The 15,049-nt window shown below is 42.0% G+C and carries 14 protein-coding genes; 13 read left to right on the forward strand and 1 reads right to left on the reverse strand.

All coding sequences use genetic code 11. The annotated features are described in order from the left end of the window. The first annotated feature begins 372 nt into the window (after positions 1 to 372). Both ABID47_RS29950 and ABID47_RS29955 read left to right on the forward strand, forming a co-directional pair. Positions 373 to 1,026, forward strand: a complete 654-nt coding sequence (locus ABID47_RS29950) for a lysozyme inhibitor LprI family protein (RefSeq protein ID WP_354502423.1) — start codon at positions 373 to 375, stop codon at positions 1,024 to 1,026. Positions 1,027 to 1,336: 310 nt separating this feature from the next. Continuing rightward, on the forward strand, positions 1,337 to 1,819 hold the full coding sequence (locus tag ABID47_RS29955; RefSeq protein WP_354502425.1) for a DinB family protein: 483 nt from the start codon (positions 1,337 to 1,339) through the stop codon (positions 1,817 to 1,819). 454 nt (positions 1,820 to 2,273) lie between these two features. On the opposite strand, the gene ABID47_RS29960 is transcribed toward ABID47_RS29955, so the two are convergent. Then, on the reverse strand, positions 2,274 to 2,357 hold the full coding sequence (locus ABID47_RS29960; protein WP_220687457.1) for a putative holin-like toxin: 84 nt from the start codon (positions 2,355 to 2,357) through the stop codon (positions 2,274 to 2,276). 658 nt (positions 2,358 to 3,015) lie between these two features. Between ABID47_RS29960 and ABID47_RS29965 the strand changes: the two genes are divergently transcribed. The 11 genes from ABID47_RS29965 to ABID47_RS30015 all read left to right on the forward strand — a co-directional run bounded on the left by ABID47_RS29965 (position 3,016) and on the right by ABID47_RS30015 (position 15,048). After that, complete coding sequence (locus ABID47_RS29965; protein WP_354502427.1) at positions 3,016 to 4,023, forward strand: SH3 domain-containing protein; 1,008 nt, start codon at positions 3,016 to 3,018, stop codon at positions 4,021 to 4,023. A gap of 110 nt (positions 4,024 to 4,133) precedes the next feature. After that, positions 4,134 to 5,045, forward strand: a complete 912-nt coding sequence (locus tag ABID47_RS29970) for a hypothetical protein (protein WP_354502429.1) — start codon at positions 4,134 to 4,136, stop codon at positions 5,043 to 5,045. 706 nt (positions 5,046 to 5,751) lie between these two features. Continuing rightward, the gene (locus ABID47_RS29975) at positions 5,752 to 7,281 is read left to right on the forward strand and encodes a PucR family transcriptional regulator (protein ID WP_435530685.1); all 1,530 of its coding nucleotides are present in this window, start codon (positions 5,752 to 5,754) and stop codon (positions 7,279 to 7,281) included. A 135-nt stretch (positions 7,282 to 7,416) separates the two neighbouring features. After that, positions 7,417 to 8,682, forward strand: a complete 1,266-nt coding sequence (locus ABID47_RS29980) for a cytosine permease (RefSeq protein ID WP_354502431.1) — start codon at positions 7,417 to 7,419, stop codon at positions 8,680 to 8,682. Next, positions 8,683 to 9,786 carry a DUF917 domain-containing protein gene (locus ABID47_RS29985; protein ID WP_354502433.1) on the forward strand — a complete coding sequence of 368 codons (1,104 nt, stop codon included), beginning with the start codon at positions 8,683 to 8,685 and terminating at the stop codon, positions 9,784 to 9,786. Continuing rightward, the gene (locus tag ABID47_RS29990; protein ID WP_354502437.1) at positions 9,779 to 11,329 is read left to right on the forward strand and encodes a hydantoinase/oxoprolinase family protein; all 1,551 of its coding nucleotides are present in this window, start codon (positions 9,779 to 9,781) and stop codon (positions 11,327 to 11,329) included. The genes ABID47_RS29985 and ABID47_RS29990 overlap by 8 nt, the downstream gene beginning before the upstream one ends. A 288-nt stretch (positions 11,330 to 11,617) precedes the next feature. Beyond that, positions 11,618 to 11,947, forward strand: coding sequence for a low molecular weight protein tyrosine phosphatase family protein (locus tag ABID47_RS29995; RefSeq protein WP_192716627.1), 330 nt, complete (start codon positions 11,618 to 11,620; stop codon positions 11,945 to 11,947). 296 nt (positions 11,948 to 12,243) lie between these two features. Then, complete coding sequence (locus ABID47_RS30000) at positions 12,244 to 12,756, forward strand: phosphotransferase-like protein (protein ID WP_145160620.1); 513 nt, start codon at positions 12,244 to 12,246, stop codon at positions 12,754 to 12,756. 260 nt (positions 12,757 to 13,016) lie between these two features. Next, entirely contained in the window at positions 13,017 to 13,160 is a 144-nt protein-coding gene (locus tag ABID47_RS30005; protein WP_354502440.1) for a hypothetical protein, read from the forward strand. Positions 13,161 to 13,690: 530 nt separating this feature from the next. Continuing rightward, positions 13,691 to 14,155 carry a VOC family protein gene (locus ABID47_RS30010; protein WP_354502442.1) on the forward strand — a complete coding sequence of 155 codons (465 nt, stop codon included), beginning with the start codon at positions 13,691 to 13,693 and terminating at the stop codon, positions 14,153 to 14,155. A 146-nt stretch (positions 14,156 to 14,301) separates the two neighbouring features. Beyond that, complete coding sequence (locus ABID47_RS30015) at positions 14,302 to 15,048, forward strand: class I SAM-dependent methyltransferase (protein ID WP_354502444.1); 747 nt, start codon at positions 14,302 to 14,304, stop codon at positions 15,046 to 15,048. Position 15,049 lies beyond the last annotated feature (1 nt).

The following is a 15,049-nucleotide window of genomic DNA, read 5'->3' on the forward strand; positions in this document are numbered from 1 at the left end:
TGGAAAGCTTGAAAAACTCGGATGAAGCTGATGACGAATGCGGAACGTATGAGAAGAACTGAAGGCAGCCCTGAGGGGCTGCCTTTTTTTAATGGGGATAAGGGACATAGGGGGCGGTCGACTAACAAAAAAATCAAAGAGGCAAGGGAAATGTTAAGCCCGTTACGGTGCATAGTACGCCCATGTCGGTATCAAAAATATCCGCCGTATACAGAGTCCGCAGGCCGATTTTTGGATTGAATAATTTGGAAGTATAGCATACGATTGGAGGTACAGAGGGTAATATGAATGTCTGTCGCATACTGAGTGGGTAAGGAAAGCGTAGGCGACATTACCGGTAAATATTAAAGATAATATTTAAGGAGATCATTTATGAAAGGTAAGATACTCTTATTATTTTTTATTACGATCGTGTTTTCATCTTGTCAAAATATTAGTCAATCGGCTACCTTGGACAGCGAAACTAAATCAATAAGGATTTCTGAACTGCCTCCTGATGTAGTGAGTACAGGTAATGGAAGAGAATCGAAAGAAACAACTGAAGGTCGATCAGATCCTTCTAACAATGAAGTGTTATCCATGAGCATTGGGAACCTTGATTCTAAAGGAGAATTTTATGATGAAATGCTTCGTAACCCTATAGATCATGATTATGAAGTGGAATTTGATGAATTTCAAAATTCCAAAGAGATTATTACAACATTGGAATGGGGAGCATTTGAAAGCAAATATACAGAGATTTGGGATAAAGAGTTGAATCAAATATATAAAACGCTTCTTTCTAAGTTGGATAGAGAATCCAGAGAAGCACTAATTGAATCGCAGAAAGAATGGTTACAGTATCACTTAAGGGAATCAAAATTTATAGAAGAGACATTTATTTATAACGGTTATCTTGGATCAAAAGGACCAGTAAGCCTAACCACGGTTATACGGGGGAGAATTAGGGAAAGAACAATGCAATTATTTGAATATCGATATTTGCTAGATGGTGAAGTTGAGTTTTTATACCAAAGTAAGAAATAGAGTTGGAATCTTGATCAATGGTTTTTAGGTGTTTCGAAGACAGTAATGGCGGATAACAATGTATTCACGCTGCGTGGCTACTACCCCTCGGTTGTCTGATGTATGATCATAGAATTAGCTCAGACAACAAACTACCCATCCTAAGATAAACGCTATCTAAGGTTGGGTCATTTAACGAATACAAGAACGTTAGACGTGACCTAAGTGCTGACACACCTACTCCCTCCGGTCGTTTAAGCCTCTCGACGTCGTGAATACAGGAACGTCGTCCGAAGTAACCGAAAGATTAATCGAAAAGTGAGGTAAAAGAATGAGTTATAGATCTATTCTCATAGACCAGTTAAACGCCTGTTATAACGATAAGAGTTGGTTCATTCCACTCCATGAAATTTTAAAAGATTTAAATGCTACACAAGCTGCATGGAAAAGTGAAAGTGAACAATCAATTTGGTCGATCGTGAATCATCTCATATTTTGGAATGAGAAGTGGCTTGAGAGATATAACGTTGAACAATTTGAATTAGAAAATTCAATAAACAATGATGATACTTTTTATGTGAATCAACATACAATAAATGATTTTGAGTGGAAGAAGACCTTACAGAGACTTGAAACAGTCTTTGAAAGTTGGAATAGGGCACTTGAGGAAAGCGAAGATCTTAAACTTATAAAAGAAATCCCCTCATATTTCAATGCTCCTTGGTGGGGAGTAGTATCAAATTTATGTATTCATAATGCATATCATATTGGTCAGATCATGCTGCTCAAAAAACTATTGATAAGTGTAGGTTAAAAAACGGTTGTAGGTATTAAGCTTCCTGAGCCTCAAGAATGGTATATGGGGCTATCTTTTCTGTGTGTCCTTGAGGAGATGATGACTTCAGTTAACATTATATTCACGCATTGGGTCTGACGACCCTCGGTCCGCCTGAAGGAGATCAGCAGAGCAGCAGGCTTAGGCGGACACATCCGCACCGACTAACCGCACCGCGGCCAGCCCCTCGCGGAGCTTAAGTTGGTGGGACGTCGTGGATACAGGAACGTTACGTGAAATCACTGCAATTAAATCATTAGGACCAAGATAAATAAACAAATAACCCTATAAAAGCGTTATAAAATGAGTTATACTGAGGTAAGAATAAGTAAGGAGCCGTGCGGTAACACGGCCCCAAGTACAATAACTGCATAAAGAGCAGTCGGCCATGTAAGATGGGTCGGAAATAGACCGTTATCCTAACCAGGGCGGTCTATTTCTTTTTCATGTAGGTGAGCAATGCCAAAATGAACATACCGAACATGAACATTAAGGAAAGTGCATCTTTGACCTCCATGGGCATCACCTCCCTTCTGGGAGATTAGCCGACCGCCCTTATAGCCGTATATTGTACTAACAAATTATAACATATAGGATAGAACAAAATACCTTTAAAATACTATAAATAACTAGAATACACCAAGGACAAAAAAACAATATAAATCTGTAAAACTCATATGAGATAGTAAAAACAGTGAAGGCAGTAACATCACTTAACAATGCATCTATGCTGCGAAGCATTCGCCCCTTGGTTGTCAGAAGCAAGCTCATAGGCGTTAAATCAGACAACACGTGACCTGGCCTAAGATAAGAGTTATCTGAGGCCAGGTCGCGTCATAGATGCGGGAACGTTATATGAATTATCCGCATTAAATAAAATTATACATGTGAGGGAGACCATGATTTTAATAAGCAAAATCAGTTAAGGTAATTTCGAAGAAGCAATGAACTTCAGTTAACACTGCATTCACGGGGTGCAACCACACGGCTGCTTGGTCGCCGAGAGGCATTTTGAAGGAGTGGAAACTCAGGCGACAACCCTGCGAACCTAACCGCATCGCGGCCGCCCCAGTTGGGGGCTTAAGGTTCTCGGGTTCGTGAATGAGGGAACGTTATGCGAAATTCTCGAAGAATAAAAAATATAATAATATAGTTTAAAGAAGAGGCAAAAACATATGATGAAGAAAATTAAGGGAAACCAAAAAGTATGGTTAAATGTCAATCTATCAGATAGTCCAGCAATGCAAGCTGTGAGACAAATGGAGGGCATTACAGCCTCACTAGTAGACAGTCCAGCAATGCAAGCTGTGAGACAAATGGAGGGCATTACAGCCTCACTAGTAGACAGTCCAGCAATGCAAGCTGTGAGACAAATGGAGGGGATTGCAGTCTCACTAGTAGATAGTCCGGCAATGCAAGCTGTGAGACAAATGGAGGGGATTGCAGCCTCACTGGTAGACAGTCCGGCAATGCAAGCTGTGAGACAAATGGGGGGCATTGGAGCCTCAATGATAGACAGTCCGATTATGAGGACTGTAGCTAGAACGTTGGAAACCGTCTTTAAAATTCCAAAGCAAGATGAGTTCGGGATTCAGACCTATAAACAAGAACTGCTAGGAGTTTATGAAACGGCATTGCATACTATCGTTGAGAAATCGAGAGTTTCAGAGGATAAATTAAGCCCTGTCGATGAGCATTCTCTTCAAAATGAAGTTGAGCAGTTTTCTGTTCAAGTACAACAAGATGAATCGCAAAATTTTGTTGAGAAATTTATTGAAAAATACGAATCATTAAACCCAATAGTTAAATTTCTAATATCAGTCATATTAATACCTTACCTAGTTAATCAGTTGTCAGATGCACTAACCATATCAGATTTAATAAAAAGAGATATACAGGCTTCAAAGTCCACGATTATTAGGGAGGAAAAAGAAGCACTAAGTGTGTATACTGAGTTTGAGACTCTCGCTGTTAATCAGCTACGCCTAGTCAGAGCGGAGGAGCTAATAGCTCGAAAGAATCCAAATAAAAATAGTCAGATTGTAGGATTAGTATACATCGGACAAAGAGTAAAACTGATTGGCAAGAAAAAGGACTGGGCATACATCCGTTATTATGATCACTCCGAAGATTCTTATAAAGAAGGATGGGTTTTTGCAAGATACCTCGTTAAAATTATATAGACACATGAAAGAAGTTATGTAAGTAATTCGAAGATTACGATAAACATCCTATAACAATGTGTTAACGCATAGATGTATCCGAAATACTGAATTGAAGGAGATAATATATTTTGAAAGAAGTATTACATAATCTATTTATCTTTTTATCAAGACAATTTTCATACATTATTCCAAGTATTATTACTTGGAGCCAAAGAAAATTATCAATGGGCCGATTTCAAGATATATATGTAATCTATGGTATTGTTATATCGATATTATCCTTTTTGATATTTAAATATAATAATATTCTTTCAAAGTCATTAAATTTTGGAATAATTATTTTTATAGTAATAGTATTGGGAAGTGTATATAGAGAAATACTCAAATTAGAAAGAGGTAGTGAGGATTATTTTTCTCGCATGCTAGGTTGGTGGTTTGCTACAAGCTATTTTTCGGTGATTATTTCTATTAATTTAATTCATATTATACCATATATAATAAATCTCTTTGTCTTTCCATTTTACTGTGCTCTGTACTATGGAATTAGATATTTATTTTTAAGATGGATAAGACATTGGACCATGTATTTCCTATTATTTTTTCTGATGCCTTTAATTTCTTTGATTATATATAGTTTTATTGGGATGTTACTATTCGAACTTACTAACAAGAAAATTTTTATTTCGGATTCTGCATCAAAGTGGATGGTTATTCTTTTTTGTATTTTGTTAATAAACATTTTCGTTTATTGGACACCTGCTAATAGATTTGATGAAGTAAAAGTTGCAGTTTACTTGCTACTTGCAGTATTTTCAACAATTTCATATTGTTTTTTTATTTCTGATTATCTCGCAGAAATAATCACACCAAAACTGAACCAAATTAGTGAACTTGAATCTATTACTATATCTGAAGTTAAGGAATTCATAGACGTAATAGTAAAATGGTTCTCTCTTCCATATTTAGTTGGTTCTGTATTTGCTTGCTTTACTGTGGAACTTGTTACAAGGAACAGGAATGCTAGAGCTGATTCAAGGTAGCTCGGTACTTCTGATAACATTATATTTACGCTTCGGGCCTGACGCCCTCGGTCCACGAGAAGCGCTCGTAGGGAAGAGGGTTCAGCACCGGCGACGTCGTCGCCTTAAGTCGGTAGGACGTCGTGAATACGGAAACGTTATAGGAAATCAGCGCAAAGTTATAAAAGAACAAATAAAGGAGAACTATGAATGATCTTTTTCGATTTAGACGAAACATTATTTGACTTTAAGACAGCTGAATATCTGCCTTGGTTCGCAAGATTAAGAAGGAAGAGGAGCGTAGTCAATTCACAACCCTGCAAGGATAAGTCCGTTGGACCCAGTCGCCACGCTCCTTTAAACCTCTCGGGTTCGTAGATACAGTCTCTACAAAACAAAACCTTCAAGTAGAAATGATGAACATAAAACCTGACCAGGATGGAAATAAAAACCCCAAATTTGCAGATCTAATTATAGCTGAAATATCACTTTATCAAAGGTTACAGCCGAGTATGCAAAAAATTTCATAGTTGGCAAAGGAACTTACTTGGTTGCTTATCATAACGAGGGTTATACTAATATTATCTATAAAAAATGTAGAGAAGTATATGATCAAGCTATCGTACAGATTGAAGATAGGAGCAGCTTGAATCGACAAAAAAGTGGTGGTTGAATTGGGGTAACCGTTAAAGATATACTGCAGCTGCCTTCATTTAGAGGAGCTCAGGTGGTCACTGGAACAAGCAGGCTTCATCAGACCGTATCCTCTTTATCTGTTTTAGAGGTGGCGGATGTTAATTTCTTTTCGCAAATTATTCAGACCGTTCAAGAAGAGTGGTATGCCGAAGAGCTGGTCATCAGCTCTTTTTATTCCATAAAGGACAGCGTAGAGCAGCAGTGCAAAACCGTTCAGTACCTGCATGACCTGGGTGAAGTGGGGCTGATTCTGTACTATGTTGGCATTGTAATGCCGGATATCGCCGATGAAGTGCTCGAGCTGGCTGAATCTTTGAATTTTATTATCATTTGCATGCCGAGAAACGATTACTCTCTTCGATATAATGAAGTCATTTATGAAGTCATGGAGGCGATCGTCAGCAATCAGAATGTGAATGAGCATTTCGTGAATGAATCACTGGAAAAGGTATCACTGCTGCCGGAGCATTTGCGGAGCGTGGAAATTACCCTTAAACTGCTGTCGGACCGGATGAAAGCGAACATCGTTCTGACAAACAGCAACCTGGATATCATCAATCGTGTCATGTGGCCGCGCAATTCATCGCTCCCTGTTGCGGATCTGATCCGGTCCATGGCGCCTTCCATTTTGAACGGCAGAACGGGAGAAGGGGAGCTGGATTCGTCCTGCTTTGTTGAATATAAACGTGTTCAGCAAAAAAACGGCGAGTCCCTTTACCTGTTTATCATTAAAGAAAATTCGAAGCTGCCTCCGAAGACAATGGATCAAATCAGCGAGGTGGTGCAGGTGGCCATCAATTTGTGGGGAGATAAGCATAACGAGGTCAGCGAATACGCTCTGGTTAAAGCCATTGTAAATGATGAAAGCGAAAAAATGCGCAGATTGGCCAGTTTGCTGTATATCGACGTTTCCGCCATCCAAATGATGTGGCTCGTGTACATTCAGGATTTGTCGGAGGAAAGAAGGATACGGGAAGACTTAAAAGCGTATCTCTCGCAATATTATAAAACCGCGGTCATTCAAACGATCGATCACTGCATTGTCGTTTTGCTAGGGAATTGCTCCTATAAATACAATGAGTTTGAAATCGCAGCGGAATATATCGAAACCACGAGTCTCATCGCTGAAATATCGAGCATCGTATATTCTCCGAGGATGCGGAACACACAGGATGTACGCCGAATGTACCAGCTCGTCAACGAAGCCTCTAAAGAGGTACACCGCATCTACCATCACCGCAAATTATACACCGCGGCTGAAGTCCGTTCCATGAAACGGGCCATTGACCTTAGCAAACAAGGGGAAGAGATCACGGAAGAATGCTTGTCTGTCCTAGAGCCGATATTGGACGACCCTGACGCATTGATAACCCTGATGACGTTTCTTCTGGATGCGAAGGGGAATATGGATGACTGCAGCAAGCTGTTGTTCGTCCACAAAAATACGGTGAAATATCGCATTAAAAAAATTTGCGAGCTCATCGGATATGATGTGACCATCAATTCGGAATCATACGATGTTTATACCGCCTGCATGGTCTACCGTCTCATCCATAACTAAAAAGTTCCGATGTTTTGTCCAATCAGACAAAAACATCGGATTTTTTTTTGTTTTCTGAAAAAGACGCTGCCCGGCTTCATCTTTTACAATGAGAAAAAACAATTCGAACGAACAAGGTTGAGGAGGGGAGATCATATGAAAGACGTTAAAGAGCATCAATCCTGGTTCAGTCTCGGGATCATCTGGGCCGGCGCGGTCATCAGCATCCCCAGTTTATTGGTGGGAAACACGCTGGTGGCAGGCATGGGATTGTCGAAAGCGCTGCTCGTCACGTTGGTGGGTTACTCCATCATTGTATTGCTCATGATTTTGCAGGGGATTCAAAGCACGGAGCTGGGAAGACCGACGGTTCAGGTTGCGGGTCAGGTGTTTGGCAAACAAGGATCGCGGACGATTCTTTCGATCATCCTCGCCATTGCGTGTCTCGGATGGTTCGGAATTCAGGCGAATGTGTGCGGTGCGGCCTTGGCCAATTTGTTAGCCGTAGGTGGAATGAGTGTCCCGGTGCCGCTGGCTTCTCTCATCTGCGGTCTTGTGATGGTGGTCTCGGCGATCTATGGCGTTAAAGTGCTGCGCGTCATCAGCTATATTGCCGTTCCTTTATTGATTGGGATCAGCGTATTGGGTCTTATCAAAGCATTGACCGGTGACTCCCTTGAGATTATTCAGAATTTTAAGCCACATGGAGCTATGAGCTTTACGGACGGACTGGCGGTAACCCTGGGGTCGTTTGCCTTGGGAGCGGTTGTCGCGGGAGATTATTCCCAATTTTCGAGAAAACGGTCCGATGTCCTGAAAGCCGCCCTATTCGGAATTATCCCAGCAGGCTTGCTGATGATCGGTGCAGGAGCCGTCCTGACGATTGCTTACCAGGCCAGCGATATTACAGCAACCTTTTTGAGCATCACGACTCCGTTTATTGGCGGTGCGGTTTTGATCCTCGCTACATGGAAGACGAACCTCGTGAATGCCATTTCAGGCGGTTTTGCCTTAATAAACGTGTTCAACGTATCAAAGGAAAAAGAAAAATGGGCCGTCGGCATCGCCGGAACGATCGGGACGGTACTAGCTGTCGTCGGCATACTCAACTATTTTACGCCGATTATGTCCATCCTGTCGGCCATGATTCCGCCGGTGGCAGGCGTGATGATCGCATCATACTGGGTGCTTGGCAAAGGGGACAAAAGCCGCTGGCATGAGGTTGAAGGCGTGAATATACTGGGCGTTATTTCCTGGCTTGTGGGCGCGGTCATCGCTTGTACGCCTGTTGTGTTGTCCCTGTTCCCAAGCCTGCCGCAGGTACCGAATCAGCCGTTGATCGGGATTGTCATTTCTTTTGTCATCTATTATGTAGTCTATCGTTTAACGGCTTGGAAAACAGTCATATTGGAGGAAACGTAAATGAGATATTTAGATCAAGCAGCTGTTGAAAACATCGCCGTCGGCGCAGCATTTTTAGGAACCGGCGGAGGGGGAGATCCTTACATCGGCAAATTGATGGCTCTCTCGGCCATTGAGAAGTTTGGACCTGTAAAACTGTTCTCCGTCGATGAGATTCAGGATGAGGACTTTTTTATCCCGGCCGCGATGATGGGGGCACCTTCCGTATTAGTGGAGAAATTCCCTAAAGGGGACGAGTTTGTTAAGGTTTTTCAAAAATTAGCGAAGTACTTGGGAAAAGAACTGATCGCCGGCACGTTTCCGATGGAAGCGGGAGGCGTCAATTCCATGATTCCCATCGTCGTTGCGGCGCAGCTGGGATTGCCTCTGATCGACTGTGACGGTATGGGACGGGCATTCCCGGAGCTGCAAATGGTCACGTTTAACCTGGACGGCATTCCGGCGACACCGATGGCGATTACGGATGAAAAAGGGAACATCGGCATCTTTGAGACCATTGATAATAAATGGACGGAACGGCTCGCCAGAGTGGCCACGGTCGAAATGGGGGCCAGTGCCTTAGTCAGCCTCTATCCGGCAACGGGTGCGCAAATCAAGCAGAGCGGCGTTCATCATATCGTGACCCTGTCCGAACAGATCGGAGCCATCATTACATCGAAAAATCGGGACGCGGGCGATAAGCTTCAAGAACTGTTGAAACTGGTGTCCGGCTATGAACTTTTCCAAGGCAAAATTGTGGATGTCATCCGGGAAACCAAGGGAGGATTTAACCTCGGCCAAATGCATCTTGAAGGAATCGAGGCGTTTAAAGGCGGCGAGATGAAGGTTCATTTTCAAAATGAAAACCTGATTGCTGAAAAGAATGGTCAAGTGGTAGCGATGACCCCCGATTTGATCTGTCTGGTTGATTACGAAACCTTGTCGCCTGTAACTACGGAGAGCCTGAAATACGGTAAACGCGTACGGGTGGTTGGACTGCCCGCCCATGAAAAGTGGAGAACGGAGAAGGGAGTCCAGACGGTAGGACCAAGATACTTCGGATATGATTACGATTATGTTGCAATTGAGGAACTGGTGAAAAAGGCGGTGGCTGAGAATGTATAGAATCGGGATTGATGTAGGCGGCACCAACACAGATGCCATCATATTGGATGAGAATCATCATTTGATTCATGCGGTTAAATCCCCAACAAGTCTAGATATTAAAACAGGGATTGAAACCTCGCTCCGGAATTTGCTGCAGGAATCGAATATTAATAAAGCCCAAATCACGCATGCCATGTTAGGCACGACGCAGTGTACCAATGCCATTGTGGAGCGCAAAAAGTTGGCGCAAGTCGGCGTCATTCGTCTGGGTTACCCGGCAACGGCCTCCGTTGCTCCGTACACGTCCTGGCCTGAGGATATGGTTCAGAAGCTGTCAGGTAAATATGCGCTCGTTCATGGCGGATATGAATATGACGGCCAAGTGCTTGGAGAAGTCGATGAAGCTGAAATTACAGCTCTTTTAGAGGAATGGGGGAGCAGTGTCGAGTCCATCGCAGTTATTGGTGTGTTTTCATCCATTAAAAATGATCAGGAGCTCCAGATTCGCGATCTCATCCATCAAGTATATGGACCTGAATTTCCTGTTTCCTGTTCTTCATTGATTGGTTCTGTCGGCTTAATTGAACGGGAAAATGCGACTATACTGAACGCAGCCTTATGCAAGGTGATTGAAACGACGACCCAAGGATTTGTGCAGGCGTTGGAAGAAGAGGGCATCACAGACGCAGCGGTGTTCCTATGCCAGAATGACGGTACCCTGATGTCGATCGATTACGCTAAGCAATTTCCGATTCTAACCATTGCCTGCGGGCCGACGAACAGCATACGCGGTGCCTCTTATTTAGCGAAAATCAAAGATACGATGGTTCTCGACTTGGGGGGGACGACATCGGACATCGGAGTGTTGCAGGACGGATTCCCGAGAGAATCCTCGGTTGCGGTCGAGGTTGGCGATATCCGCACGAATTTCCGCATGCCGGATATTATCTCCGTCGGGCTGGGCGGCGGAAGCATTGTGCGTTCGGAGAACGGCAAAATTACAGTTGGCCCTGACAGCGTAGGATACAAGATTGGACAGGAAGCTCTGGTCTTTGGCGGGCATACGCTGACGACAACCGACATTGCCGTTCGGCTGGGCCTCGCGGATGTCGGGGATAAGAGCTTGGTAGCACATCTGGATGAAGACTTCGCAAAAAATGTGCAAGCTGAAATTGCAACCATCATTGAGCAGGCCATTGATAAAATGAAGACCTCCTCGGGAGACGTTGAGCTTGTTTTGGTAGGCGGCGGCAGTGTCGTTATCCCGGACACGATTCGCGGGGTGTCCCATATGATCAAGCCTGAGAACGGGGGCGTAGCCAACGCCATTGGCGCATGTATAGCTCAAATCAGCGGACAATATGAACAAATTTATATTTATTCTACAGAGCCCCGTGAGGATTCATTAAGAGATGCGCAAGAAAAAGCCGTGAAGCAGGCGGTGCTGGCTGGCGCTGATCCGGCAACGGTTGAGCTTGTGGAAGTGGAAGAAACCCCGCTGGCTTATCATCCGGGAAATGCGACGAGACTGCGAGTGAAAGTAGTAGGAAACATGAAGTAGATGAGAGGCTTCACACGAGTTCATACGACTTCTATAAGAACCCTGAGCGTCCACCCAAAGGTTGATGGTCAGAGGTGGGTTTGTTCTCAGTCATATTTGCAAAGAGGATATTGAAAGAATGAGGCTTGAGGTTAACTTGAGGAAGTCAGGAACATCAAATAACAAGGAACCGGAGCGATTTTCCTTAAGCCTCTCGTGTTCGGAGATAATAGACCATTACCATGATTTGGTGGTAGTGGTATATTTATTTTAAGGGAGATATGAAAATAATTTCTGAAGGTGATCAATATAAAGTTGTTATTTATCTGTAGTAGAAATAGATGGAGAAGTCTTACAGCAGAGAAGATATTTGAACAGTACAACATGTATGATGTAAAATCTGCCGGTACAGAAGAGAACGCGAGAATCAAAGTTACTGCCGGCCATATTGGATGGGCTGATTTAATATTTGTAATGGAGAAAAAACATGAAAGAAGACTGAAAGAAAAATTCAGCTTAGATCTAAACGGAAAGCGAGTAATAAGACTTGATATAGAAGATGAATATAGATATATGGATGAAGAACTAATTGAAATATTGAAAACAAGAGTATCAGAATACATTGAAGTACCTGAATAAATGAAGAGAATATGGAATGGTCTATTTTTGAGATTATTCAAGAATGCCCCGACAACATTTATCTGGATATTGATACGGATAAAGATAAAAAAACAATTGAACATGCGTATTACGCTAGGTACTTCAAGACATCGGACGCTAGTGATCACTCAGAAACAAACATTGAGGGTAACAGAACTTGGTATGAAAGAACCGAAAAATAATAATGGATAGCTTTTCAAGGAAAGTTATCGAAACCATGAGAAATTATGAAAATTGTAATTCCTAATTAAACCACTAACATGAAGGGGAGCCAGATGGATAAAGGGAAAATTATCTTTTTGAATGGAGTAACAAGCTCTGGAAAAACTTCCATCGTTGATGCCATTCAATCTCACACGGATCCATTTTTTTATGTAGTTGCAAATGACCTTTTTGAACAAATGATAGGGGATAAACATCTGCATAAAGATTATTGGAAGTATCTTAGCGAAGTCATTATTATGATGTACCATACAGCAAGATTATTTTCAGATAGTGGAAAGAACATTCTAATCGATGGGGTTTTAGTTGAAAGACCCGAGTTAGTTCCACACTATGACAAGGTTAAAGGCATTTTTATGGGGTATCCCTTAGAAATTGTTGAGGTGTATTGCCCTTTAGATATATGTCGCAAGCGCAATATTGAGCGTGGGGATAGATCAGAGGATCAGTCAGATTGGCAAAGCGAATTAATGGCGGAGAACATTCAATATAGTTGCTCAGTCGATACCAGTTTAAATACACCAGAAGAGTGTGCAGAAATTATAATTAACACACTATTTAAGTAATCGTAAAACGACACAAGATATTATTGGTAGCTGTTCGAAGAAGTCGGGAGCATCGGATGCTGCCGGCCGTTCGGCCCTTGGTTCACAAGAAGTACGGGAACGATTTCCGAACTTCCGGTTTTGATTAAAAATACAGATATATCGCTTATAATAAGATATAAACTAGATTATTAAGACAAACTCGAAAACGAACAAGGTACTATTGATTCGGCGGGATCTAGTTACGCACTGAATTTTATGTGTAATTTGGGGTGATCTCCTTGGAGAGATGGGAAAAACTTATTCAAATTGTGAAAGATGAATCAGCTCGATTCGATGAAAGAGATGATGCAATTATTGACTTGGCCGAATTTAATAACAATGAAGTTATCGAAGCGCTATTTAATATAGCAAAGAATAATTAGATCGATATAATGCTACAAGCAAGTGCCGGAGAGGTTTTGACTGAAATCTGGATAAGAAATTCGAATGTAGACTTCAAAAAACTAACTAAATTTACAGATACAGCATTGAATGAAGCTTTAGGATTATTAAAAACTCATAAAATAGAATGGTACAATGAATATGAAAGACTCAAAACAATTTGAGATTGTTAAAGAAAGCTGTCTTCGGTCCAACAGGTGGATTACGGAGAAGTGACGTTAAGGCGGAAATATGCAATTGAGAACGCTTGTACGAAAATGCCAATAAAGATAAAATATAACCAATCGAATCTTAGGTGCACATGGTTTTCATTCTTGCTCTTTTTACATACATTATAATAACAACAGAGAAACCCACCCAAAGGTTGATGCCGAAGGTGGGTTTTCTTCCTGTACGACTTAGAAAGGAATAAACCATCCAAGCCAATTGTACTGACCAAGTGTTCGCAGCACTTGGTCTTTATTACATATATATCCAAGTTGATTACCAATGTTGAGAGGGAGGAACTGATATGAACGAAAATAAGGGAAACGAAGTAGAAGAAAGCCTGGAAGACATTACGGGTATCACTTGTATTTACGTGCCAGTAAATGATGTCTACGAGTCTATTCAATGGTACCAAAAAAATTTAGGGTACCAACCCGCAAACAACGAGCTTGTTGAGCCTGGAATGAAGACGGCCGTATTGAATCTTCCCGATCGTAATGGAAACCTGCCTTCCCCTGGTTTAAGGCAAGTCGTGCCTGCATTGTTCCTTCACCAATCGGACGAAGAAGGCGGTCGATTACGTTTTTCATGGTCATTGGACAACGGCAAACCCCATGCAATGGCATGCTTTATTACTCCGAGAATTCAAGAACTGTCCAATCGATTCAAGGAAAACGGAGTGAACATTTTAGGTGAACGAGTGACAAGCGGACCGAACATAACGTTCGCAGATCCTGACGGCAACATATGGGAAGTGTGGCAACCCTAATTGAAGAACGAGTATAAGAGAGCTGCTTCGCGAATAACAGCAAATTTTTCGTTGAAGTAGAGATCTCGTATAACAACATATTCGTGCTGTGGGGCATTCGCCCTTCGGTTTGGCCGAGGGGTGTCGAAGAAGAGGAGGTCAGTAGGTTGAACAAGCATCATGTTCATGAAACAAACAGCTTCTATTGGGATACGAAAGGAAATGACTTCTTAAGAGCCATCGTGCTTCCTTATTATGGGGCCTTTGTTTCAGAAAAAAAATGCCAACTTTTTGGCGATGTTTCCGGAAAAAAGTTATTAGAGATTGGTTGTGGAAACGGTCAATCCTTGCAATATCACGGCGATCGCAATGCATCTGAACTATGGGGGATCGATATATCAGAAAAACAAATTGAAAGGGCAAAACAGCATTTGACGGCGTGCGGCCTGTCAGCAAAATTGATCTGTTCTCCCATGGAAGAAGAGTGTGGCATACCCGCAGATTATTTTGACGTTGTGTATTCAATTTACGCCATAGGCTGGACAACCGACCTTGAAGGCACTTTTTGCCGGATCGCTTCTTATTTAAAAAAAGACGGCATATTTATTTTCAGCTGGTCTCATCCTATACACCGATGTGTTGTTCAAGAAAATAATAGATTTGCTATGAACAAGCCTTATTTCGATGAATCCTGGTATTCGGTATCTCCAGATTTTTGTCACGGCGAATTAACCTTATCTGATCGTAAACTATCAACCTACATCAATGCTTTGGCGAAAGCAGGGTTTGTTATTGAACAAATGATTGAAGAAACTGACAATGAAATCATACAATTGCACGATGCAAATGATGATTTGGTAAAAAGAGCGACGATGTTTCCGGTAACCTTCGTGATCAAAGCAAGAAAACTTTAAA

Origin of the sequence: Paenibacillus favisporus (assembly GCF_040545415.1) — a bacterium.
Lineage (GTDB): Bacteria > Bacillota > Bacilli > Paenibacillales > Paenibacillaceae > Paenibacillus_AQ > Paenibacillus_AQ favisporus.